Origin of the sequence: Bradyrhizobium erythrophlei, assembly GCF_900142985.1 — a bacterium.
GTDB classification, from domain to species: Bacteria; Pseudomonadota; Alphaproteobacteria; order Rhizobiales; family Xanthobacteraceae; genus Bradyrhizobium; species Bradyrhizobium erythrophlei_B.
Window position 1 is genome coordinate 4,834,494 of record NZ_LT670849.1, and the last position, 21,811, is coordinate 4,856,304.

At 63.2% G+C, this 21,811-nt stretch carries 20 protein-coding genes; 11 read left to right on the forward strand and 9 right to left on the reverse strand.

The genetic code is table 11. From position 1 onward, the window contains the following. Window positions 1–47: 47 nt before the first annotated feature. The 4 genes from BUA38_RS22975 to BUA38_RS22990 are packed head-to-tail and all read right to left on the reverse strand — an operon-like array spanning window position 48 to window position 3,913. Window positions 48–1,034, reverse strand: a complete 987-nt coding sequence (locus tag BUA38_RS22975; protein WP_072821453.1) for an ABC transporter substrate-binding protein — start codon at window positions 1,032–1,034, stop codon at window positions 48–50. 31 nt (window positions 1,035–1,065) lie between these two features. Next, entirely contained in the window at window positions 1,066–2,187 is a 1,122-nt protein-coding gene (locus BUA38_RS22980; protein WP_083587715.1) for an ABC transporter permease, read from the reverse strand. Beyond that, window positions 2,187–3,107: an ABC transporter permease gene (locus BUA38_RS22985; RefSeq protein ID WP_083587716.1), complete on the reverse strand. Its 921-nt coding sequence runs from the start codon at window positions 3,105–3,107 to the stop codon at window positions 2,187–2,189. The genes BUA38_RS22980 and BUA38_RS22985 overlap by 1 nt, the downstream gene beginning before the upstream one ends. Window positions 3,108–3,112: 5 nt before the next feature. Then, the gene (locus tag BUA38_RS22990; protein ID WP_072821455.1) at window positions 3,113–3,913 is read right to left on the reverse strand and encodes an ABC transporter ATP-binding protein; all 801 of its coding nucleotides are present in this window, start codon (window positions 3,911–3,913) and stop codon (window positions 3,113–3,115) included. Window positions 3,914–4,225: 312 nt separating this feature from the next. Between BUA38_RS22990 and BUA38_RS22995 the strand changes: the two genes are divergently transcribed. The 8 genes from BUA38_RS22995 to BUA38_RS23030 all read left to right on the forward strand — a co-directional run bounded on the left by BUA38_RS22995 (window position 4,226) and on the right by BUA38_RS23030 (window position 13,179). Further along, window positions 4,226–5,101 (forward strand): FAD binding domain-containing protein, encoded by an 876-nt coding sequence (locus BUA38_RS22995; RefSeq protein ID WP_072826352.1) that lies wholly within the window; start codon window positions 4,226–4,228, stop codon window positions 5,099–5,101. Beyond that, window positions 5,079–5,585, forward strand: a complete 507-nt coding sequence (locus tag BUA38_RS23000) for a (2Fe-2S)-binding protein (protein ID WP_276328141.1) — start codon at window positions 5,079–5,081, stop codon at window positions 5,583–5,585. The genes BUA38_RS22995 and BUA38_RS23000 overlap by 23 nt, the downstream gene beginning before the upstream one ends. Continuing rightward, window positions 5,582–7,942, forward strand: coding sequence for a xanthine dehydrogenase family protein molybdopterin-binding subunit (locus tag BUA38_RS23005; protein WP_072821457.1), 2,361 nt, complete (start codon window positions 5,582–5,584; stop codon window positions 7,940–7,942). The genes BUA38_RS23000 and BUA38_RS23005 overlap by 4 nt, the downstream gene beginning before the upstream one ends. Continuing rightward, a complete protein-coding gene (locus BUA38_RS23010) occupies window positions 7,939–9,054 on the forward strand; it encodes a ring-opening amidohydrolase (RefSeq protein ID WP_072821459.1) in 1,116 nt (371 codons plus the stop codon). The genes BUA38_RS23005 and BUA38_RS23010 overlap by 4 nt, the downstream gene beginning before the upstream one ends. After that, entirely contained in the window at window positions 9,054–10,256 is a 1,203-nt protein-coding gene (locus tag BUA38_RS23015; RefSeq protein WP_072821461.1) for an FAD-dependent monooxygenase, read from the forward strand. Before BUA38_RS23010 ends, BUA38_RS23015 begins: the two co-directional genes overlap by 1 nt. A 15-nt stretch (window positions 10,257–10,271) precedes the next feature. Next, window positions 10,272–10,775: a glyoxalase gene (locus tag BUA38_RS23020; protein WP_072821463.1), complete on the forward strand. Its 504-nt coding sequence runs from the start codon at window positions 10,272–10,274 to the stop codon at window positions 10,773–10,775. A gap of 333 nt (window positions 10,776–11,108) precedes the next feature. Beyond that, window positions 11,109–12,791 carry a methyl-accepting chemotaxis protein gene (locus BUA38_RS23025; protein ID WP_072826353.1) on the forward strand — a complete coding sequence of 561 codons (1,683 nt, stop codon included), beginning with the start codon at window positions 11,109–11,111 and terminating at the stop codon, window positions 12,789–12,791. A gap of 76 nt (window positions 12,792–12,867) precedes the next feature. Then, window positions 12,868–13,179, forward strand: a complete 312-nt coding sequence (locus BUA38_RS23030) for a hypothetical protein (RefSeq protein WP_156898667.1) — start codon at window positions 12,868–12,870, stop codon at window positions 13,177–13,179. Between the two features lie 44 nt (window positions 13,180–13,223). On the opposite strand, the gene BUA38_RS23035 is transcribed toward BUA38_RS23030, so the two are convergent. Together BUA38_RS23035 and BUA38_RS23040 are read right to left on the reverse strand one after the other, a co-directional pair. Next, window positions 13,224–14,282, reverse strand: coding sequence for a DUF21 domain-containing protein (locus BUA38_RS23035; protein ID WP_072826354.1), 1,059 nt, complete (start codon window positions 14,280–14,282; stop codon window positions 13,224–13,226). Window positions 14,283–14,342: 60 nt separating this feature from the next. After that, the gene (locus BUA38_RS23040; protein WP_072826355.1) at window positions 14,343–15,116 is read right to left on the reverse strand and encodes an acetoacetate decarboxylase; all 774 of its coding nucleotides are present in this window, start codon (window positions 15,114–15,116) and stop codon (window positions 14,343–14,345) included. 283 nt (window positions 15,117–15,399) lie between these two features. On the opposite strand from BUA38_RS23040, the gene BUA38_RS23045 reads away from it, so the two are divergent. After that, the gene (locus BUA38_RS23045; protein ID WP_072821467.1) at window positions 15,400–16,572 is read left to right on the forward strand and encodes a patatin-like phospholipase family protein; all 1,173 of its coding nucleotides are present in this window, start codon (window positions 15,400–15,402) and stop codon (window positions 16,570–16,572) included. A 16-nt stretch (window positions 16,573–16,588) separates the two neighbouring features. Here BUA38_RS23045 and BUA38_RS23050 read toward each other — a convergent pair whose 3' ends face one another. Beyond that, complete coding sequence (locus tag BUA38_RS23050) at window positions 16,589–17,215, reverse strand: 2OG-Fe(II) oxygenase (RefSeq protein ID WP_072821469.1); 627 nt, start codon at window positions 17,213–17,215, stop codon at window positions 16,589–16,591. Further along, window positions 17,202–18,371, reverse strand: a complete 1,170-nt coding sequence (locus BUA38_RS23055; protein WP_083587718.1) for a glycosyltransferase family 4 protein — start codon at window positions 18,369–18,371, stop codon at window positions 17,202–17,204. Before BUA38_RS23055 ends, BUA38_RS23050 begins: the two co-directional genes overlap by 14 nt. A 240-nt stretch (window positions 18,372–18,611) precedes the next feature. Here BUA38_RS23055 and BUA38_RS23060 point away from each other — a divergent pair, with 240 nt between their 5' ends. Further along, window positions 18,612–19,445: an arylamine N-acetyltransferase family protein gene (locus BUA38_RS23060; protein WP_172806077.1), complete on the forward strand. Its 834-nt coding sequence runs from the start codon at window positions 18,612–18,614 to the stop codon at window positions 19,443–19,445. A gap of 511 nt (window positions 19,446–19,956) precedes the next feature. On the opposite strand, the gene BUA38_RS23065 is transcribed toward BUA38_RS23060, so the two are convergent. Next, complete coding sequence (locus BUA38_RS23065; RefSeq protein ID WP_072821475.1) at window positions 19,957–20,151, reverse strand: hypothetical protein; 195 nt, start codon at window positions 20,149–20,151, stop codon at window positions 19,957–19,959. 177 nt (window positions 20,152–20,328) lie between these two features. Here BUA38_RS23065 and BUA38_RS23070 point away from each other — a divergent pair, with 177 nt between their 5' ends. Then, complete coding sequence (locus tag BUA38_RS23070; RefSeq protein WP_072821477.1) at window positions 20,329–21,810, forward strand: FAD-dependent monooxygenase; 1,482 nt, start codon at window positions 20,329–20,331, stop codon at window positions 21,808–21,810. Window position 21,811 lies beyond the last annotated feature (1 nt).

Below are 21,811 nucleotides of genomic sequence, written 5' to 3' on the forward strand. Positions count from 1 at the left end.
CGATACGGCCCCGTCTTCCAGGAATCAGGTAAGGGCGGATCGCGTTACTACTTCATCGCGTCATAGACGGCGAAGGAGTAGGCGCCTTCCGGCTTCTTGGTGATGACGGGATCGGAGCCGCCCGCCATCAATTCGGCGACCGTGCGGTCGTAGTCCTTGACGTCGAGCTTGCCGTTGCTCTCGCCGAGCAGCTTGGCGACCTCGCCCATCATGCGCTTCTGGTCCTTCTCGGTCTTGGCGCCGGTGGTGTCGGCGGCGAGAATGATCTTCACGGCTTCGTCAACATGGGTCTTGGCGTAGTCCCAGCCCTTCATCGAGGCCTTCACGAACTTCGCCATCTTGGCGACGAAGGCCGGGTCCTTCAGGTTCTTCTCCAGAACGTAGAGCCCGTCTTCCAGCGTTGCCACGCCCTCGTCTTCGTACTTGAAGACCACGAGCTGGCTCGGCTTGTAGCCGCCGTCGATCACCTGCCAGTATTCGTTGTAGGTCATGGTGGAGACGCAGTCGGCCTGCTTCTGCAACAGCGGATCGACGTTGAAGCCCTGCTTGATGACCTTCACGCCGGCTGGCGAGGCGTCGGTCTTGAGGTTGAGCTTCGACATCCAGGACAGGAACGGATATTCGTTGCCGCCATACCAGACGCCGATGGTCTTGCCCTTGAAGTCGGTGGGCTTCTTGATGCCGGTCTCGGCGCGGCAGGTCAGCATCAGCCCGGAGCGCTTGAAGGTCTGCGAGATGTTGACGAGCGGCACGCCCTTTTCGCGCGAGGCGAGCGCGGACGGCATCCAGTCAACGGTGACGTCGGCGCCGCCGCCGGCGATGATCTGCGGCGGGGCGACGTCGGGGCCGCCCGGCTTGATCGTGACGTCAAGGCCTGCGTCCTTGTAGAAGCCCTTCTCCTTGGCGACGTAGTAGCCGGCGAACTGCGCCTGGGTGACCCATTTGAGCTGAATGGTCACGGAATCGGCGGCCTGGGCGGACGAAACCGCAAGACCGAGCGCGAGACCGGCGGTGATAGCGAGACTCTGTTTCATGATTAACCCCAAATCAAAGGACCTTGCCGACCTAGGTCCGATACGATGGATGCCAGAAAGTTGTCGCGCGTTCGGCCAGCGTGACACATCCGTAGAAAGCCATTCCCGCGAGGGCCGCGAGTGCGATCTCCGCCCAGACCATGTCGATGGCCATCCGGCCGGCCTCGGTGGAGATGCGAAACCCGATTCCCTGCGTCGGTGTCCCGAAGAACTCCGCGACGATCGCGCCAATCAGCGCCAGCGTCGCGTTGATCTTGAGCGCATTGAAAATAAAGGGCAACGCCGCCGGTAAGTAAAGCTTGGCGAGCGTTTGCCGGGGGCTTGCCGCATAGGAGCGCATCAGGTCGCGCTCGATATGGCCGGACGCGGAAAGGCCGGCAATGGCGTTCACCAGCATCGGGAAGAACGTCACCAGAACCACCACGGCCGCCTTCGACGGCCAGTCGAACCCGAACCACATCACCATGATCGGCGCGACGCCGACCAGCGGAAGGGCGGAAAAGAAATTGCCGAGCGGCAGCAGGCCGCGGCTCAGGAACTGGTAGCGGTGGGCGAGGATGGCGACCAGAAGGCCTGCGCCGCAGCCGATCGCGTATCCGATCAGCACGCCCTTGATGAAGGTCTGGGTGAAGTCTTGGGCGAGCGTCGGCAGCGAGTTTGCAAACCGCGAAGCCGCCGCACTCGGCGCCGGCAGCAAGACCGGCGGCACGCCGAAGCCGCGCACCGCGACTTCCCAGAGATAAAACACCGTTAGCCCGAACAATAACGGCACCAGCAGGTTCACGGCGCGTTGCTGCGGACGGCGCAACCGCCGCAGGTTCGCAAGATTGACGAGCACGAGCGCAACCGCAAGCCAGGCTGCGATCGCGATCATCCAGAAGCCGGTCTGCGCCGAACCCGCGACCAGATCATCGCGCAGCAGCATCAGCGAAGCGGTCGCCGCGAGCGCCGCGCCAATGAGGCCCGCAACCGTCGCGCGGCTGTCGGCGAACCAGGCCGCGAGCAGGAACAGAACCCCTGCGGTCGCCGCGATTTCGCAGATGATCTGCCGCGCGGCAAGCGGCTGCGCCTCGGGCGCCAGCGACAGCGCAAAGGCAAGCGCGATGGCGCCGGCAGCGAGCAGGAATCCGAGCCGTAGCTTGCGCGCCTCCATCAGTGCGCTCCCATGCGAGCGTTGACGCCGCGCTCGACCAGGCCGACCAGACCGATCAGGCTGGATGCGAGCAACGCAGAAGCAACCAGCGCCGCCCAGATCTGGACGGTCTGGCCGTAGTAAGAGCCTGCAAGCAGCCGCGCGCCGATCCCGGCCTCGGCGCCGGTCGGCAACTCCGCGACGATGGCGCCGATCAGCGAGATCGTGATCGCGACTTTCAGGCTGGCAAAGAGATACGGCACCGAGGCCGGCCAGCGCAGCTTCCACAGCACCTGGCGCTGCGTCGCCGACCACGTCCGCATCAACTCGACCTGCAACGGATCGGGCGAGGTGAACCCTTTCACCATGCCGATCGCGATCGGGAAGAAGCAGAGATAGGCCGAGATGATCGATTTCGGCAACAGGCCGTGCAGCCCGATCGCACCCAGCACCACGATGAAGATCGGCGCAAGCGCCAGGATCGGTACCATCTGCGAACAGATGATCCAGGGCAAAAGGCTGCGCTCCAGCACGCGGCTATGCACGATCAATAGCGCGAGCGCGATTCCGAACAGCGCGCCGAGGCCGAAGCCGAGCGCGGTCGCCGACAGCGTGACCAGCGAGTGATAGATCAGGCTGCGCGGCGCCATCGGCGGATAGCCGAACACGCCATCGACAAAGGTGCTGACCACCTGGTGCGGCGCCGGCAGCAGCGGCCGCTCGGCGTCCATCGTGCCTGCCAGAACGTCGCTGATGGTGTAGGGCGTCTCTTCGCGCTCAAAAGCGTCTTTCACCAGCGACCAGTTCATCGGAACCGCGGCGACATACCAGATCGCGATCAGCGCCAGCACCATGGTGGCGACCGGCGCGTAGCGCTCGACGATGGCGCGTTGGATGAGCGAGGGCGCGCGCGCCGGCAGTGCCAGCGAGCTACTCGACATGAGCGCTATTCGTCATAAGAGTGTCCCGCGCGCAAGCCATTGCGCACCCGCTGCGCTATTTTCAGGAATTCCGGCGTCTCGCGGATTTCCAGCGAACGATCCGCCGGGAAGTCGCAATCGATGATGTCGATGATGCGGCCGGGCCGCGGCGACATCACCACGATCTTGGTCGAGAGAAACACCGCTTCCGGAATCGAATGGGTGACGAACAATACCGTCTTTTCCGTCGACTTCCACAATTGCAGCAATTGCTCGTTGAGGTGGTCGCGCACGATTTCATCCAGAGCGCCGAACGGCTCGTCCATCAGGAGCATCGCGGGATCGAACGACAGCGCGCGCGCAATCGAGACGCGCTGCTGCATGCCGCCGGACAATTGCCAGGGAAACTTGCGCTCGAAGCCTTTGAGGTTGACCATCGCAAGATAACGCTCGGCGCGAATCTGCTGTTCGTTCTCCGAAAAGCCCATGATCTCGAGCGGCAGCTTGAGGTTTTTCTCGATCGTGCGCCAGGGAAACAGCGCCGGAGCCTGGAATACATAGCCGTAGCTGCGCGCCAGCCTCGCGTTCTCCGCCGTCATGCCGTTGACCAGCAGTGTGCCGGAGGTCGGCTGCTGCAAGTCGGCGATGACCCGCAGCATCGTGGTCTTGCCGCAGCCGGACGGGCCGATGAAGGAGACGAACTCGCCTTCGGCAATTTGCAGATCGACATTGGACAGGGCCTCGACCCGGCCGTCCGCGGTCTCGAACGTCAGCGAGATCGCTTTCGCCTCGACCACCAGCCGTTTGGACGCCGGCTCGGCGGACATTACGTCAATACTCCTGACGGATGAGGGCCGCGACATTCATTCACTCGGGGAAAGGCCGGCCTGCGGATCGCTGGCGACCGAAATACTGCGTTTTGGCGATGCCATATCCGAATAGTGGCAAAAGCGATGGCCAGAGGCGCGCACAATGTTTGCGCAGCCCGATAGAAAGTTGAGCAGGGTTGCGCCCCATTTCCACGCAGTTTGGCCGACAATGCCTGCACCCCGGTTTTGACTTGCCCGACTTCGCGACAGATAATCGAAATTGCTGCGTTCGCGAAGCGGGCGCGAAAGCCACAAAACCGCGCGCGCATCATGAAGCCTGCCTCATTCAAATACATCGCCGCCTCCTCCCTCGACCAGGCGTTGTCCCTCAAGGCCGAGTATGGCGACGAGGCGCGATTCCTGGCCGGCGGCCAGAGCCTGATCCCGGCCATGAACTTCCGCTTGGCCCGTCCTGACGTGCTGATTGACCTCAACCGCCTGCCCGAACTGGCCGGAATCGACCAGTCGAAGGGTCAGACTATAAGGGTTGGCGCCATGACGCGATATCGGGCGCTGGAGCGGGATCAGGCCTTCCTGAAGTCCTGCCCGTTGTTTGCCGACGCGCTGCCGCATATCGCCCATCCGCAGATCCGTAACCGCGGCACCATCGGCGGCAACCTTTCCCATGCCGATCCGGCCTCCGAACTGCCGGCGATCGCCACCGCGATGCAGGCCCGCATGACGATCAGGTCGTCCAAAAGCGAGCGCGAAATCGATGCATCGGAGTTCTTCGCAGGCCTTCTGACGACGAGCCTTGAGGCGGAGGAAATGCTGACCGAGATCGCCTTTCCGGCGCCGCGCCCACGTTCGGGAAGCTGTTTCATGGAGGTCGCGCGGCGGCGGGGCGATTTTGCGCTGGCCGGCGTCGCCGCGATCGTCACCCTGGACGATCAGGGCAAATGCGCAGGCGTGCGGCTGGCGCTCTGCGGCGTCGGCGATACGCCGGTTGACGCCAGCGATTCGGCGGCGTCTCTCATCGGACAAGCCTGCTCTGAGGCGGCGATCGAGGTGGTCGCGGCCAGCGTGCAAAGCGCGATCGACCCGCCGGGCAACGTCCATGCGAGCGCCGACTATCAGCGCCACATCGCTGGCGTTCTGACGCGCCGGGCGCTCGCGGCCGCGCATGAGCGGGTCGCTCATGCCTGATGCGGCCCACGACGTTGCCTTGACGGTCAACGGCACGTCCTATCGCGGCACGATCGAGGCGCGGATGCTGCTGAGTGATTTCCTGCGCCACGAATTGAAACTTGCCGGCACCCATGTCGGCTGCGAACATGGCGTCTGCGGCGCCTGCACGGTGCTGCTCGACGGCGCGCCGGTTCGCTCCTGCCTGATGTTTGCGGTGCAGGCCAACGGCAGCACGCTTTCCACCATCGAGGGGCTGGCCTCGGCATCCGGCGATCTCAGCCCGTTGCAGGCGGCGATGCACGAACATCACGGCCTGCAATGCGGCTACTGCACGCCCGGCATCCTGATGACCATGACCGCTTTCCTGCGCGAGCACACGTCGCCCTCGGAAGACGAAGTACGCGAGGCGTTGTCCGGCAACCTCTGCCGCTGCACCGGCTATCAGAACATCGTCGATGCCGTCCTGAAAGCAGCCGAGACGATGCGGGCGGCCGCGCCATGACCACGCGTTTTTTCGGCGCGCCCATCAAACGCAACGAGGACAAGAAACTCCTCACCGGACGGGCGTTGTTCATCGACGACGTCGAATTGCCGGGCATGGTGCACGCCGCCTTCCTGCGCAGCCAGGTCGCGCACGCCAGGATCAAGCACATCGACGTGTCGGAGGCACTCAAGCGCGACGGTGTGATCGCGGTCTATACCGCGCATGACCTTGGGCCCTATTGGCAACCGGGCCCGCTATTGGTTCCGCCACCGCCGATTCCCGGCAGCATCTTCAACACGCGCACCCATGTGCCGCTTGCCAAGGACATGATCCGCTGTGCCGGTGAGCCGATCGCGATCGTGGTCGCGGAAAACCGCTACATCGCCGAAGACGCACTCGATGATATCGCCGTCGAACTGCAAATTCTCCCCGCGGTGGTCGATCTCGAAAAGGCCCTGCAAAAAGGCTCCGCGCTGGTTCACGACGACCTCGGCAACAATGTCGCGGCCCATGTGCGGCAGACCAAGGGCGATTACGCCAGGGCGGCGGCGAAGGCCCACCGGACGATCAAGCGGCGTTTTCGCTACGAGCACGGCATCTCCTCGCCGATCGAGACCCGCGGCGTGGTCGCGCAATGGGACGCGCGCGCCGAGCATATGACGGTGTGGGATACGACGCAGGCGCCGGTATTCGTGCGCAACGTGCTGGCCGGCGCGCTCGGGCTGGGCGAAGCCCAGGTGCGGGTGATCGCGCCGTTCGTCGGCGGCGGCTTCGGCCCGAAGATCATGATGCTCTACCCGGAGGAGGCGACGCTGCCTTGGATGGCGATGCGGCTGAATCGTCCGATCAAATGGATCGAGGACCGCTTCGAGCATTTCGTCGCGACCACGCATGAACGCGGGCAGATTCACGACGCGGAAATCGCGGTTGCCAAGGACGGTCGCATTCTCGGGGTGAAGGACATTTTCCTTCACGACAACGGCGCCTATAACCCTTACGGCTTGACGGTGCCGATCAACAGCCAGTGCACGCTGCTCGGTCCCTATGTGATCCCGGCCTATGACTCGACGTTCACGTCGGTGTTCACCAGTCTCACGATCGTCACGCCCTATCGCGGCGCGGGCCGCCAGCACGGCGTGTTCGTGATCGAGCGGCTGCTCGACCTCGCCGCCCGCGAACTCGGCATCGATCCCGCCGAAATCCGCCGCCGCAATCTGATCCCGAAAGATGCGTTCCCGTTCAACAACGAGATCATCTACCAGGATTTTGCACCGCTGAGCTATGACAGCGGCAATTACGAGCCGGTGCTCGACAGGGCGCTGGCCGCGATCGGCTACGATCATTTCATCAAGGAAGAGCAACCGAAACTGCGGGCGCAGGGGCGCTGCGTCGGCGTTGGTCTCGCCTGTTATGTCGAAGGCACCGGCATCGGCCCTTATGAGGGCGCGAAGGTTCAGGTGCGCACCAATGGCAAGGTCAGCGTCGCGACCGGCGTCGGCACGCAGGGGCAGGGACATTTCACGAGCTTTGCGCAGATCGTGGCCGAACAGCTCGGCGTCGACGTGACCGATGTCGACATCGTCACCGGCGATACCGATCGTTTCTACTGGGGCGCCGGCACCTTCGCCAGCCGCGGCGCGGTCGTTGCCGGCAATGCGGTGAACGAGGCCTCGCTCGTGGTACGCAAGAAGGCGCTGAAATTGGCGAGCGAAGCCTTCGAATGTTCGGAGGAAGACCTGGTGCTCGCCGACGGCAAGGTCTCGATCATAGGCATCCCGGAAAAGTTCATCCGCCTCGGCGAACTCGCGCAGCGCGCCAATCCGATGCGCGGCGCGGTCAAGCCCGGCACCGAACCCGGACTGGAATCGACGCAATATTTCGGCCCGCCGAGTGGCTCTACCGCGAACGGTGTCCATGCGATGATCGTCGAGGTCGACCCCGAGACGTTCCAGTTGCAGATTCTCAAGTACGTCGTGGTGCACGACTGCGGCACCGTGATCAATCCGATGATCCTGGAGGGACAGATCCACGGCGGCGTGGCGCAGGGCATCGGAAATGCGTTCTACGAGAAACTGTCTTATGACGATCAGGGGCAGTTGCTGAATGCCTCGCTCGCCGACTACCTGCTGCCGACCTCGCTTGACGTGCCGCGGATGACGCTCGATCACACCGTGACGCCGTCGCCGCTCAACCCGCTCGGCATCAAGGGCGCGGGCGAGGCCGGCGCCATCCCGGTCGGGCCGCTGTTTGCGCAGGCAATCGAGGACGCGCTTCAGCTCGGGGATCGCGGCATCGAGCTTCTAGAGATTCCGTTGAGCCCGAGCCGCGTGTTCGAACTGATCGGCGAGGGCAAAGCTGAAGGAAGCGGAGCATGAAGCGCGCGCAGGTCTTTCGGTTGTCGATGGCCCATCCCGGCGATCTCTCGGCGCTGGAGAAGCTGATCGTTGGCGGCACAGTCCGCGCATCGGATGTGGTTGCGATCATCGGCAAGACCGAAGGCAATGGCGGCGTCAACGACTTCACCCGCGGTTACTTCACGCAGACGCTGATGGCGCTGCTGTCGGTGCATCTGGGAAAGCCCGCGTCGCAACTCATCAAGGAAATCCCCTGCGTGCTGTCGGGCGGTACCGAGGGCGTGATGAGCCCGCACTATAGCGTATTTTGCATCAGCGACGATCCGGCCGCCACGCGGCAATATCCAAAGGCGCTCGCGATCGGCACGGCCTTTGCGCCGGTGGCGGTCGAGAATGTCGGGCGACGCGCCCATGTCGAAAGCGTTGCAACGGCCGTCCGGCAGGCAATCGACAATGCCGGTATCGAGAAACTGGAAGACGTTCATTTCGTGCAGGTCAAATGTCCCTGCGTGACGGTGGCGCGCGCCTCGGCGGCGATCGCGGCCGGAAAGCCGCCGCGCACCACCGATCCCAACCGTTCGATGGCGTTTGCGCGGGCGGCCGGCGCATTCGGCGTTGCGCTGGCGCTCGACGAGATCAAACCTGATCGTTTCAACGACGACTCGCTGCTCGCGGACTTCACCATCCAGTCGCCGCGCGCCAGCATTTCCTCCGGCGTGGAGGTCGAGAGCAACGAGGTGATCGTGCTCGGCAACAGCCCGGCCTGGGGCGGCGATCTCAGGATCGCGCACGCCTCCATGAGCGACGCGCTCGATATCGGCGGCGTTTTCGACGTGCTCGCCGATCTCGGCATCAAGGCAAATCCGCAAGTCCCGGTGCGCGACACCGAGCGCATCGCCTGCGTGCTGGTGAAATGCGAGCCCGACCGGCGCGGCAACATCCGCGGCCACCGTCACACCATGCTCGACGATACCGACATCAATGCGCAGCGGCATATCCGCGGGGCGGTCGCAGGCCTCGTCGCCGGCGTGGTCGGCGACGGCCGCATCTTCGTCTCCGGCGGCGCCGAGCATCAGGGTCCGGACGGCGGCGGCCTGATCGCGGTCATCGCCTCGCAACGGGGCGGTCATTGATGCGGATCGTGATCGTCGGCGCCGGGGTTGCGGGCTGCGTGATGGCGCGCAAGCTGTCGCAGCTCGACGGCGTCGAAGTCACTTGTCTGGAGCGCGTTGCGCCCAACGATCATTCGGAAGCCGGCACCGGCCTCAATGTCGGGCCGAATGCCGTGAACGCGTTGAGTCTCGCCGATCCGGCCCTTGCGGATGCGATCACGCGCGCGAGCTTTTCCTGGACCAACTGGCGCATTTCGCTGACCGATGGCACGGAACTCTTCAATCTGAAACTCAGGGATGTTGCCAGTGGCCCGGGCTGGCGCATCCGCTGGTCGGAGCTCTATCGCGTGCTGCGCGAGGCCGCCGGGCCGACGGTGCATTATGCCTGCGAGATTACAGACATCGGCCGCGACGCGGGCGATCCGCGCAAAACCACGATTGCGTGGACGCAGAACGGAAAACAACACCGCCTCGACGACATCGATCTCCTGATTGCCGCCGATGGCCGCTACTCCCGCGTTCGCCGCGTCTTTTCCGGCGAGCCGGCCGTGCGCCAGACCGGCGTTGCGATCTCGCGGGTGCTGGTGCCGGACACCTCCGGTGGCCTGATCGACGATTACGAGCAGTGGTTCAACGGGCCGAAACGCCTGCTCGCCTTTCGCGTGCCGCCCGGCCACATCTACATCGCCTGCGCTTTTCCGATTGCGCCGGATGCCGATATTCCTCCCGACTTCAAGACGCCGGAAGCGTTGCGCGCGGCCTATACGCCGCCGAACGCTGCACCGAGCGACCAGGCGCAATGGATGATCGATCAGGTCTGCGCCAATGTCGCCGATACGCACTGGGCGCGGATGCAGGAGCACGACGCGCTCTATCATGCCGCCGATTGCAACGTGCTTTATCTCGGCGATGCTGCCCACGGCATGGTGCCGACCTTGGGGCAGGGCGCGACGCAGGCGATCGAGGATGCGGCGGTAGCCTCCACGCTGATTGCGATGCGCCACGCGCAAGGTGCGCGCGATGTCGCTTCGTGGCTTGATGAAATAGTCAACCTGCGCGAGCGGCGCATGCGCTTTGTGATGGAGTTTTCGCTTTCCGCGACCGACACCATGCTGGAAGGCGCCGACCCCGTCGCCGGCACGAAGCACAAGACCGAGGCGCCTTTCATCGATTCCCTCAAGGTGCTTTACAAAGACATCGGATTGCCGCTGAATCCGCAATAGACAAGGAGAGACGCCATGACGCTGCCGCTCGCCACCGTGCACGGGCTATTTCACATCGCGATCAAGACCGACAATCTCGCGGCGACGCGCAAGTTCTGGGTCGACGTCATCGGCTTGCGCGAATTTCCGCGGCCGGATTTCGGCTATCCCGGCGCCTGGCTCGGCTGCACCCAGCCGGGCGGGCTCGCCATCATCCATGTCTATGCCGGCGGCCCGGCGCTCGGGCCAAGCGGAAAGGCGGAAGCGGGCACCGCTGCGATCGACCACGTCTCGCTGTCCTGCTCGGGCTATCGCTCTTATGTGTCGCGCTTCAAGGAATCCGGCCTGGATTTTCGCGAATTCATCGTGCCCGGCACCTCGCTGTGGCAATTGTTCGTCTATGACCCTTCCGGCGTCCAGCTCGAACTGACGTTCGAGTCCGGCGGCGAGGGCGCCGAGAAGCCCGACCTGTCCGAAGGGCGCAAATACGTCGCGGGTGCGAACTTCTTCGACAAGGCGAAATATCCGAAGCTTGCGTGAGGCTTCGCGCAGGCGCGGACGATGCGGCCATGGCGAGCAGGGCGTCGCGTCATCGGCGACGAATAGCTCGCGACTGTTGAAATGGAAGAAGTCATTCGCGAGTGACGAGCAAGCGCGCGGCGCGGGCGATATCCGGCTCACGTGCCGATAAAACAACTAAAAAGTGCGAAGCGACAAGCCGCGCCATTTGAACGGGCGGATGCGCGCCACGCGGTGACGCGAAGACATGACCGGGAACATGATGGTTAAGCGGGCGCTAACGAATTTCAAGCTATCGTGAATGGAGCCATTAGAACCGTCATACTTTTCTTTTTGTATCCCGGAGAACTCTCGATGCTGCGCAATATGACCATTGCCCCCAAGCTTGGCATTCTGGTGGGCGCAACCCTGCTCGGTCTTTGCGCCGCCTGCGTCATCGCCCTCATCCTGATGCAGAAGGAAATGTATAACGCGCGGGTCGATCAGACCAAGTCGATCGTCGGCATGGCGAAGAACATGGCGGGTGAGCTGAAGCGCCAGGTCGATGCCGGCGAGATGACCAAGGATCAGGCGATGGCGATGCTGCGCAAGCTCGGCAATGCCATGAAGTACGACAACGGCTCCGGCTATCTCTTCGCCACCGGCTATGACGGTATCACCCAGATGTCGCCCGAACCCCAGCAGGTCGGCACCAACCGCATGGATGTCGTGACCAACGGCAGAAAACTTTCTCAGGAGCTGCTGGACGGCGTCCGCGCCAAGGGCGAGATTTTGCTGCCCTACGAATATGTCAAACCCGGCCAGGAAACACCGATCCGGAAGGTCGGTTACGCGGTCGCGATTCCCGGCTTCGACATGTATCTCGGCACCGGTGCCTATCTCGACGACCTCGATGCCAAGCTGAAGCCGATCATGTGGCTGCTCGGTCTTTCCACCATCGGCATCGGCCTGATCTCGGGCGCTATTGCCTGGGTCATCGGCCGCGGCATCAGCCGTCCGCTCAATATGCTCGGCGCCCGGATGGAAGGGCTCGCCGGCGGCGAACTCGACAGCGAGATTCCCGGCGCCGGCCGCGGCGACGAAGTCGGCAAGATGGCCAAGACGGTCAAGATCTTCAAGGACAACGCGCTGCGGATGCGCGAACTCGAGAAGGCCGAGGCCGCAACGCGCGAGCGTGCGACGTCCGAACGCCGCTCGGCGATGGATGGACTTGCCGGCGACTTCGAGCGCAGCGTCAACGGCATCGTCCGCTCGGTTTCCACCGCGGCGGCGAGCATGCAGACCACCGCGCAGTCGATGACCGCGAGCGCAAGCGACGCCAGCGCGCGGGCGGCCAATGTCAGCGCCGCCTCGCAGAGCGCCTCCGGCAATGTCGGCACCGTGGCCGCAGCCGCTGAAGAGCTGTCGAGCTCGGTTGCGGAAATCTCGCGCCAGGTCGGCCGCTCCAGCCAAATCGCAAGCCAGGCTGTGACCGACGCCGAACGCACCAATGCGACGGTGCAAGTGCTGTCGACGGGTGCTGAAAAGATCGGCGAGGTGGTCAAGCTGATTCACTCGATCGCCGCACAAACCAATCTGCTTGCGCTCAACGCCACCATCGAGGCGGCGCGGGCCGGCGAATCCGGCCGCGGCTTTGCGGTGGTCGCCTCCGAAGTGAAGGCGCTCGCCAACCAGACCGCGAAGGCGACTGAAGAAATCTCCGCCCAGGTCGAGGCGATGCAGCAGTCGACCAACGACGCGGTGACCGCGATCAACGGCATCTCGCGTACGATCGCTCAGATGAGCGAGATCACCACCTCGATCGCAAGCTCGGTCGAGCAGCAGGGCGAGGCGACGCGCGAGATCGCCCGCAACATCCAGTCGGCGGCGGCCGGATCGAACGAGATCAGCGTACATATCGGTGGCGTCACCACCGCCGCGGCGGCGACCGGCACGGCGGCCTCCGAGGTGCTGGAAAACGCACGAGAGCTCGACAGCCAGTCGGGCATGCTGCGCAGCGCCGTCGACGGCTTCCTCGCCAAGGTGCGCGCGGCGTAAAAACGCCGCCATTGCCGAAATCTGCGATTGCTGCCACCTTGTCCCCGTTGCTGAAACGACGGGGATAAGGTGCGTCATGTCGCGATTTTGGACGGCTGTCATATTGCTCGCGGTCCTGCCGGGCTGGACCGACACCAGGGGGATGGTCCGCGTTGACGCCGCCGCGCCCGACAAGCCCTATGACTTCGTGGTGCACGTCCGAAACATTCCGGACATCAAGTATAATCCGCTGGTGAGGCAAGACCGCAACCGCATGGCGCTCCATCTCGTCCGTGGCGAATGCCACCGCGCCCGTGTCGTCGGCGAGGACATCGTCAAAACCGAGATCTACGGCATCACGAGCAGTCTGCCCGATTACATCGTGCTGGTGAGCTGCGCGCGGAAATAGCGCCGCGCGGGCGAGGCCGCACGGGAAGGCGTTGTCTAATCACGTTACGCGCGGCGCGCTTCCGGCACAGGCTGCTTCACCGGCTCGACGGTGGCGATGCCGCGCAACAGACGCCCGAGCAGGTCGGAGCCGGTGATGATGCGCTTGCGCGTGCTCCAGACCAGGATCAGGTCGTTTTCGATCACGTCGTCTTCGGGGGTTTCCTGCACCACCCGCATCCGTCCGATGACGTCACCAAGCTTGGCCTTGGTGTCGCGGATGACGATCGGCCGGTGCCAATAGGCGGACGTATCCAGTTCAAGCTCGTTGAACAGCGCATCGCGCAGGAAGTGATGCGCATCGAGCACGAAGGCCGGCTCGCCGGTCGAGGAATCCGTGATGATTACCCACTTCATGCCGGAGGCATCGACCTGGCGCAGGAAGGGATCGTCGGGCGAGCGCGTGAATTCCGGCAGCACGCAGCGCTCGTTGGAAAGCGGAAGGCTGATGATGCTTTTGACGTCGACGAATTCGCCCTCGTCACAAACGGAAATGTCGTCGAGGTCGAGGAAGTTCTGCGCGCCAGTGGCTTCCAGCTTGCCGATCGTGCCTTCGCTCGTCGAATGGCGCGCCAGCATCGAGCGAAGATCGCGTTCCTTCATGTAGGCCGGGCCTTCCGGGCCGAGCCAGGTGTCCAGCAGCATCGCGGTCGGCTTGGCGAGCGGGTAGAGCAAGACGCGATAGAAATTCAGAAACGGGAGGAAGCGCGAGGTCATTTTCAGCGCGTTGCGCGAGAAATACGCCTGCGGAATGATTTCTCCCAGCATGGTAATGGCAAAAGCCGAGAAGAAGAACGCCGCAACGCCGTGCAGCACGGAATCCGACAGCAGCGTCAAGAGCACGTTGGTCGTGACATTGCCCCAAATCACGGTCGCCAGAACCTGGTTGGCGTTGTGTCGTAACTCCAAAACCTTGACGGCGTCCTTGTTGCCGCCATCGGCTTCGACCTGAAGCCGAAGCAGGCTGAGGCTGAAGACAGCAAGGTTGAGCCCGGCAAACAGCGCCGACTGGACGATGCATGCGAAGACGCCGAGCCAGGCGCCATATGTGCTGAACGCGGCCATGCTTGCCATCCCAATATTATTGACGCGACGACTGGTGGCGCCGTCGCGACCGCTGCCGCTTTACTCGGCTGCTTGGGCGACGGCGTCGACCTCTTTATTATAGTCGAACACCACGCGGCCGTAAGGCAAGGTGAGATCGGCGATGTAGTGGTGGGCGCCGATGACGCGGCGGACCGGGAAATCGGCGACCGGTGCGTTGACATGCGGAACCAGATGCAGCCGGCCAGGTCCGATCCACGATCCCTTCACGACGATGTCGGCAAGGTTGATCGCCACGAGCTGGCAGACTTCGGCGCGGCCGTCGACGCCAGGGATCAGCTTCAGATTGACCTGGGTCTTGGACAGCGTGGCGCGGGTCAGCGAGCCGTCGCTGGCCATCGCTTCGTGCTTGTAGCCCATGGTGCCCATGGCGACGAGCTGCCCGGCATATTCCAGCGTGCCGGTCAGCGTGTCCTTGACGATCTCGAGTTTCGGGTGCGCGTACTTCTTGGGAAAGCCCCAGATCTCGCGGCCGGCAACGATCGGCGGATCGTCGTCGAGATACATCTGCGAGACGAAGTTGACTTCCTCGCCGTTCAGCCGCGCCGGGATCACGAGACCGGACTCAGTGTAGCTGCCGAAGCCTGAGGAGTCCGGCATCTTGATCCATTCATAATGCACGATCGGCGTCTCGATCGGCTCCAGCGGCTCGGGCAGGCCGGCGCGGATCAGGTCGGGATCGGTTTCATAGCTGATCACGAGAAATTCGCGATCGATGAAACGGTAGGGGCCTGCGGGATAGCTCGGACCGGCCAGCGGCATGGACGGAAGCTTTAAGACGTCTGCCTTGCGCATCGAAAATCCCTTTGTCGTTTTGAAGCGGAGTCGTTTTGAAGCGGAGCCGTTTTGAAGCGGATTGCGTTTGAAACAAATTGACATCAGCCGACGCCGTCACGCGTGATCTTCGCAAGCAGGATCGGAATACCGAGACGAGATCGCTTTTTGCCGGACGGTAACCAAGCTGTTTGACGGCTGCATGAAGCACGGCGTGACGTGTGCCGGGAATGCGATCCTGTCACACCAGCGTCACTGCCTTTTTTCACTCTGCGTCCCAAACAAATGGCTGGGACCTGATGTCATGGATCAACTAGCAACCGATCAACGACTGCTTACAGATGCCGACAGCGCGCAGAAATGGCGCCCCGATGGTTGCCATCGCATCGCGCTGGTGTTGCAGGGCGGCGGCGCGCTCGGCGCCTACCAGGCCGGCGTGTATCAGGCGCTGCACGAAGCCGGCATGGAGCCGGACTGGGTGTGCGGCGTGTCGATCGGCGCGATCAATTCGGCGATCATCGCCGGCAATCCGCCGGAGCAGCGGCTGGAAAAGCTGCAAACCTTCTGGGACCGCATCACCGCGCGGAAAGTCTGGCACTACACGCCGGACGGCGACATCTATCGCAAGGCGCGTAACCTGACGAGCTCGTTCATGACCTCGACGCTCGGCCAGCCCGGCTTCTTCAAGCCGCACGAGGTCAATCCGTGGTTCAGCCCGGCCGGCGCGAAAACCGCCACCAGCTATTACGACACGACGCCGCTGCGCGAAACGCTGCTGGAGCTCGTCGATTTCGACCTCATCAACTCGCGCCCGATTCACTTCGCGGTCGGCGCGGTGAACGTGCTCACCGGCAACTTCCTCTATTTCGACAACAAGAAGGAAGTGATCGAGCCCGAACACGTGATGGCGAGCGGCGCGCTGCCGCCGGCGCTGCCGATGGTGCGCATTGGCACCGATCATTTCTGGGACGGCGGCATCGTGTCGAACACGCCGCTCCAGCATCTGCTCGATCAGGAAGACGGCAAGAACTCGCTGGTGTTCCAGGTCGACCTGTTCAGCGCGCGCGGGCAGTTGCCGCGCGACATCCATGAGGTCACGTCGCGCCACAAGGACATCGTCTATTCCTCGCGCACGCGCCACAACACGGACATCTACAGGCGCATGAACAACGTCAAGGCTTCGCTCTACAAGGCGCTGCTCAAGGTGCCGGAAGCGGAATTGACGGCGGAGGAACGCACCATGCGCGAAAAACTCGCGCATCTCTCCGGTATCACCATTCTGCAACTGATCTATCAGCAGAAGGCCTATGAGGGCGACTCGAAGGATTACGACTTCTCGGCGACCTCGATGCGCGAGCACTGGATGAGCGGGCTGGAAGATACGCGCCGGACCCTGAAGCGCCGCGACTGGCTCGCGATGCCGCCCGAGGGCATGGGCATCGTCGTCCACGACGTCCACCGTGAGCGGGATTACTGAAGTTCTGCTTCGATCTTTAGTGGGCGCCGAGTCCCATCAGGCGCTTGATCGCCGAGGAGAAGCCGTGGCGGCCTTGCTCGCGATCGACGACGGATTGATCGGTCACCCAGTTGAGCTGGACCGCGCGGCGCTTGCCTTCGAACGGGTGATGGCCGTGCCATGAATTGTCGGATCGCTTGAAGACCAGAAGCGTGCCGCCCGACGGCTCGACTTCGGCGGCGAAATTCTCGAGATCGGTGCCGTTGCGCAGGATGCGCAGGCGGCCGGTCGAACTCTCCCAGGACTCATCGTTCATGTAGAGCAGGACGGTGATGATCTTGGTCTTGGAGTCGGTGTGGATCTTGCCGTCGCGCGCCCGGCAGAAGCCGCGCACGGTATACATGGTCGGCCGGCCGGTCAGGTCGACGTCGAACTTTTCCTCGACCAGTTGACGGAACGGCGCGTCCAGCAGTTCGTCCATCAGCTTCTTGAAATGTCCGGAAATCTTCAGGCCCCCAGGCGGATGCGAGCCGGGGCCGGGCACTTCGGGATAATCGGACAGAACCTGATCCAGTTTTTCGCGCTCGACGAAATTCCGCACGATCACGTAGTCGAACGGATCGCGTTCGATTCGTGTGGCGCGCAGCGTGTCAAGTTTCAGCATGGTTCCTCCTGGCGAGGCCGGTCCCGGCCGCGTCTGGCTGGTCTTTTCGCGGCAAGCTAAGCGGCTTTTGCCCCTCGGTCCACAGCCGATCGTAGACGGCGCGGATGCCGCGCGCCTCGGCCGCGAGCGAAAAATTGGCCTGCACGAATTCGAGTGCGGCGCGGCCGGTCTCCTTGGTGGCTTGCGGATCGCGCAAGTAAGGTTCGATCGCAGCCGTGAGCGCATCGCCATCGCCGGCCGGCACGATCGCGCCGTTGACGCCGGGCTTGATCATGATGGGAAAGGAGCCGGCGTCCGAGGTGACGACTGCCGTTTCCGAAGCCATGGCCTCTAACGGGGTCAGGCCAAAACCCTCCTGGCGCGACGGCGCCACAAACAGCGTGAAGCGCCGGTACCACACCGCGATATCCTCGACGTCGCCCAGGAAGATGATCCTCTGCGTGAGGCCGGCGGCCGCAACCTTCGCCTTCAACTCGCGCTCGAAGGCGAGATTGTCCGACGTGGTGCGGCCGGTGATCACGGCCGTCCAGTCCGGATAGTTCGGCAATAGCCGCACCATCGCATCGACAAACAGGTCCGTGCCCTTCTGGTGGCGAATGCGCCCGGTGCAGCCGATGGCGTATTTGCCGGGAAGTCCCGTCGAGGCGTAGTCGTCCGCGCTGTCGCGGGCCGGACGGAAATGGTCGAAGTCGGTGCCGTGCGGCACGACCGTATAGGGCACTTCGAGGAAAGCGCCGGAGCGTTCGCTGGTGGCGATCACCGCATCCATCCGCCGCAGCATCCAGCGCGTCAGCGCCTTGTGACGCCGCTGGCCGGCGGAGTTGAAGATCACTTTGAGCGGGGCGCGCAGCACGTCGCGCAACACAAGCCCTGCGATCATCTCGTTGTTGCGGCGGCAATGATAGATGCGGAAGGGACGGCTGGCCGGCCGGCGAAACAGTCTTGGCACGTCGCGCCAGCGCATGCGCGGCACCCGCTCCGGCAGATCGAAACCGAGGGCTGCGATCTTCAGGGTCTTGGCCTGCTCGGGCACGAGCTGCACGACCGCGGTCGTGCCGCCGGACTGGCGCCAGTTGAAATTCGTGGCCACCACCTCGATTTCCGAGAAATTGTCAGTCAACGCGGTCGATCCCTGGCGGAACGGGCTACCCCTCATTCCCGATCACGGCGTAGCAGCGCCGATGGGCGCTCGCAAGGTGGCACGGCCGGTATCAAGGCTCTTCTTGTCGGCCAGCGGCAAGCGATAATTCCTCAGAAAAAGCAGATACCTAGGCCAGTCTGAGAACGCGCCGTGAAAGACTGTCCGAAAGCGTTTCCAAAACGGCCCCGCGGTGCCAGTATCCATCGCTGCGGACGCGAGCCGGGGACGTGCGAGATGTCAGCAGCCCAGTTCAACGTGGACGCCTGGCTCGATCGCATCGGATATCGGGGGCCGACGTCGCCGACCCTTGAAACATTGAACAGGCTGATCTTTGCCCACGCCCATGCCGTTTCCTACGAAACGCTGGACATCATGCTTGGACGCCCGCCCAAGCTCGACATCGCGACGCTTCAGGCCAAGATGATCGATGGCGGGCGGGGCGGGTACTGCTTCGAGCAGAACATGCTCTTCCGTGCCGCGCTGCGGGCTCTCGGTTATCGGATTACGAGCCTGCAAGGCCGCGTGGTCCGGGGATTGGCCATCGATGCGCCGCGCCCCGCCATTCATATGCTGCAGCAAGTGGAACTGCCTGAAGGTTCGTACCTTGCAGATGTTGGATTCGGCAATCTTGCTCCGACCTGCGCGCTATCGCTAAAGCCTTTGGCCGAACAGGAAACGCCACACGAAACGATGCGGTTCATTGACGTTGAGGGCGAATTGACCCTGCAAGCGCTGCTCAGGCATGGGTGGGAGCACATTTACCGCGTCATTCCATATCCGCGATACGACGCGGAATACGACATCACCAACTGGTACACGGCAACGCATCCGCAGACGCCGTACCAAGGCAACATCATTGCCGCGAGGCCGGGACCGAACCGGACACGGGTCACCATGTACAACGCGCGTGTCACGGTGCGCGACGCGGAAGGGCGCGCCGAAAAACGGTGGCTTTCGAACGACCAAGAATATCACGACGTGCTACGCGGGGAGTTCGGCCTGAACATCTCCGATCAGGAGATCGACCAGTGCGTAACTGTGATGAAGGCGAAAGGTACGGGTGACGCGCCGCACCCATTTTTTGGGTAATGTTAGCGCGTAGCGGGCGTCGTCCCGCGCAAGTTCCCCAAGGACAGCAGATAGATAGAGATGCATTCATTCGGCTCGCTTCCAGACGAGTTCTTAAAGTTGTTGAATGCGGGAATTCGGCCTCCCGAACGGGTTACCGATCGTGCCAAGAATGCGCCGCTGACGTGACTCCGTCTAAACAAAAATCTTTCACCGTGAAGCCATTCACAGACGGTATTGTCGCCATAGCTCAAAATAGAGCAGGCCTACGTATTTTGACGTTTTTGAACGAATTTCAGGCGCGGCTTTTTAGAGGCAGATATGGCACTCGAAATCATTATTCGAAGGCGCCGCAATACTAGTCCTCCGCCGGGTACGGATGCGCCTGAAAAGTCCGAGTCCCCCGAGGGCACGAAGAAAGACGACCAGCCCGCCAACGACAATGAGGGGACGTGGCCGTTCATTCCGTTTCCAGACGGCTGGTAGGGGTTCATCAGTCGCGCTGCGTGTCGCCGCGCCAATTCGCAGACGGCTAATCGTCCGACTCGCGCGCTTCGCGAGCCAGTCTTTCCGCCCTCAGGCGTTCGCGATTTTCATAAAAGGCCTTTTGCGCGGCTTCGTGGTCGCGCATCGCCTGCTCGGCGTCGGCACGCCGTTCGGCATTTCGGGCCGCTCGCTGTTCAGATGTGAGCACTCGAGCCGGGCGAGCTGAAAAAGTATCCGTCATAAGGACACAACGTCCAGGCGGCCCGAAAGTTCCGCGCGGGAACTTCCCTGATGGCGCGGGAGAAAGAAGAATCCCTTCCTCCCAGCCTAATATGTGGTCCGCAACCGTCTTGCTTCAAGACCCGCACCATCCCGTAGAACGGCGCGCCTTACGCGGCCATCTACAGGGGGTCTTGAAATGAATGCAGTGTCGTCGAATGCGGATGCCGATCATGCGGTGGTGATTGCCGGCGGAGGTCCGACCGGGCTGATGCTGGCGGGCGAGCTGGCGCTAGCGGGCATCGATGTCGCCATCGTCGAGCAGCGTGTGAACCAGGATCTCATCGGGCCGCGCGCCAGGGGCTTGCACGCGCGCACCATCGAGGTGTTCGACCAGCGCGGCATCGCCGATCTGGCGCAAGGGCAGGTGGCGCAGGTTGCGGGCTTTGCCTGGGTCCGTCTCGACATCAGCGATTTTCCGACGCGCCATCCTTACGAGCTCGCGCTGTTGCAGCACCGGATCGAGCGCATTCTTGAGGAATGGGTCCGCGAATTCGACGTGCCGATCTATCGCGGGCGCGAGGTCAGCGATGTCGCGCAAGATGATACGGGCGTGGATGTGATCCTCGCCGATGGTCATCGTCTGAGGGCGGAATATCTTATCGGCTGCGACGGCGGACGAAGTGTGGTGCGAAAATCCTGTCGCATCGACTTTCCGGGCTGGGATGCGACCACCAGCAGTCTCATTGCCGAAGTCGAGATGACGGACGAGCCGGAATGCGGCATCCGCCGCGACGCGCTCGGCGTTCATTCCATCAGCCGGCCGCAGAATGGCGGGCCTGTGCAGGTGCTGGTTTCCGAACCGCGTTACGACCGCGCAGGCGAACCCACGCTGCATGATCTCAGCGCAGCACTGATGGCGGTCTACGGCACTGATTATGGCGTGCACAGTCCGACCTCGATTTCGAGATTCACCGACGCGGCGCGGCAGGCGGAGTTCTATCGCAAGGGACGCGTGCTGCTCGCGGGAGACGCCGCCCACGTGCATCCACCGATCGGCGGCCAGGGGCTTCAGATCGGCGTGCAGGATGCGGTCAATCTTGGATGGAAGCTGGCGCAGGTCGTGAAGGGAATGTCGCCGCCAATGCTGCTCGATACGTATCACAGCGAGCGCCATCCCATCGCGGCGCTCGTCTTGCGTAACACGATGGCGCAGATGGTGCTCCTGCGCGTCGACGATCGCATCAGGGCTTTACGCGATTGCGTGGCCGACCTTCTGAGCCTGGACGAGGCCCGCCAACGCTTCGCCGCAATGATGTCGGGCCTCGATGTCAGGTACGATCTTGGCCAAGGACATCCGTTGCTCGGGCGCCGCATGCCCGATCTCGATATCACCACGGCGAACGGCCCGCGGCGCGTCTTCACGCTGCTGCACCGGGCAAGGCCGCTGTTGCTGAACCTCAGTGAGGCCAACCGCATCGACATCACGTCTTGGGCAGATCGCGTCGCGATGGTCGACGCCAGATGCGATGGCCCGTGGCAGTTGCCGGTGATCGGCGCGGTTATCGCGCCAGATGCGGTTCTGATCCGTCCTGACGGCTATGTCGCCTGGGTGGGTGAGGGGACGCAGGGAGGACTCGCCGACGCGCTCACCACCTGGTTCGGAGAGCCCGCGGCGTAGC

Coding starts and splice junctions, on each gene's coding strand:
- BUA38_RS22975 (WP_072821453.1), bottom strand. CDS start 1,034: ATGAAACAGAGTCTCGCTATCACCGCCGGTCTCGCGCTCGGTCTTGCG.
- BUA38_RS22980 (WP_083587715.1), bottom strand. CDS start 2,187: ATGGAGGCGCGCAAGCTACGGCTCGGATTCCTGCTCGCTGCCGGCGCC.
- BUA38_RS22985 (WP_083587716.1), bottom strand. CDS start 3,107: ATGTCGAGTAGCTCGCTGGCACTGCCGGCGCGCGCGCCCTCGCTCATC.
- BUA38_RS22990 (WP_072821455.1), bottom strand. CDS start 3,913: ATGTCCGCCGAGCCGGCGTCCAAACGGCTGGTGGTCGAGGCGAAAGCG.
- BUA38_RS22995 (WP_072826352.1), top strand. CDS start 4,226: ATGAAGCCTGCCTCATTCAAATACATCGCCGCCTCCTCCCTCGACCAG.
- BUA38_RS23000 (WP_276328141.1), top strand. CDS start 5,079: ATGAGCGGGTCGCTCATGCCTGATGCGGCCCACGACGTTGCCTTGACG.
- BUA38_RS23005 (WP_072821457.1), top strand. CDS start 5,582: ATGACCACGCGTTTTTTCGGCGCGCCCATCAAACGCAACGAGGACAAG.
- BUA38_RS23010 (WP_072821459.1), top strand. CDS start 7,939: ATGAAGCGCGCGCAGGTCTTTCGGTTGTCGATGGCCCATCCCGGCGAT.
- BUA38_RS23015 (WP_072821461.1), top strand. CDS start 9,054: ATGCGGATCGTGATCGTCGGCGCCGGGGTTGCGGGCTGCGTGATGGCG.
- BUA38_RS23020 (WP_072821463.1), top strand. CDS start 10,272: ATGACGCTGCCGCTCGCCACCGTGCACGGGCTATTTCACATCGCGATC.
- BUA38_RS23025 (WP_072826353.1), top strand. CDS start 11,109: ATGCTGCGCAATATGACCATTGCCCCCAAGCTTGGCATTCTGGTGGGC.
- BUA38_RS23030 (WP_156898667.1), top strand. CDS start 12,868: ATGTCGCGATTTTGGACGGCTGTCATATTGCTCGCGGTCCTGCCGGGC.
- BUA38_RS23035 (WP_072826354.1), bottom strand. CDS start 14,282: ATGGCCGCGTTCAGCACATATGGCGCCTGGCTCGGCGTCTTCGCATGC.
- BUA38_RS23040 (WP_072826355.1), bottom strand. CDS start 15,116: ATGCGCAAGGCAGACGTCTTAAAGCTTCCGTCCATGCCGCTGGCCGGT.
- BUA38_RS23045 (WP_072821467.1), top strand. CDS start 15,400: ATGGATCAACTAGCAACCGATCAACGACTGCTTACAGATGCCGACAGC.
- BUA38_RS23050 (WP_072821469.1), bottom strand. CDS start 17,215: ATGCTGAAACTTGACACGCTGCGCGCCACACGAATCGAACGCGATCCG.
- BUA38_RS23055 (WP_083587718.1), bottom strand. CDS start 18,371: ATGAGGGGTAGCCCGTTCCGCCAGGGATCGACCGCGTTGACTGACAAT.
- BUA38_RS23065 (WP_072821475.1), bottom strand. CDS start 20,151: ATGACGGATACTTTTTCAGCTCGCCCGGCTCGAGTGCTCACATCTGAA.
- BUA38_RS23070 (WP_072821477.1), top strand. CDS start 20,329: ATGAATGCAGTGTCGTCGAATGCGGATGCCGATCATGCGGTGGTGATT.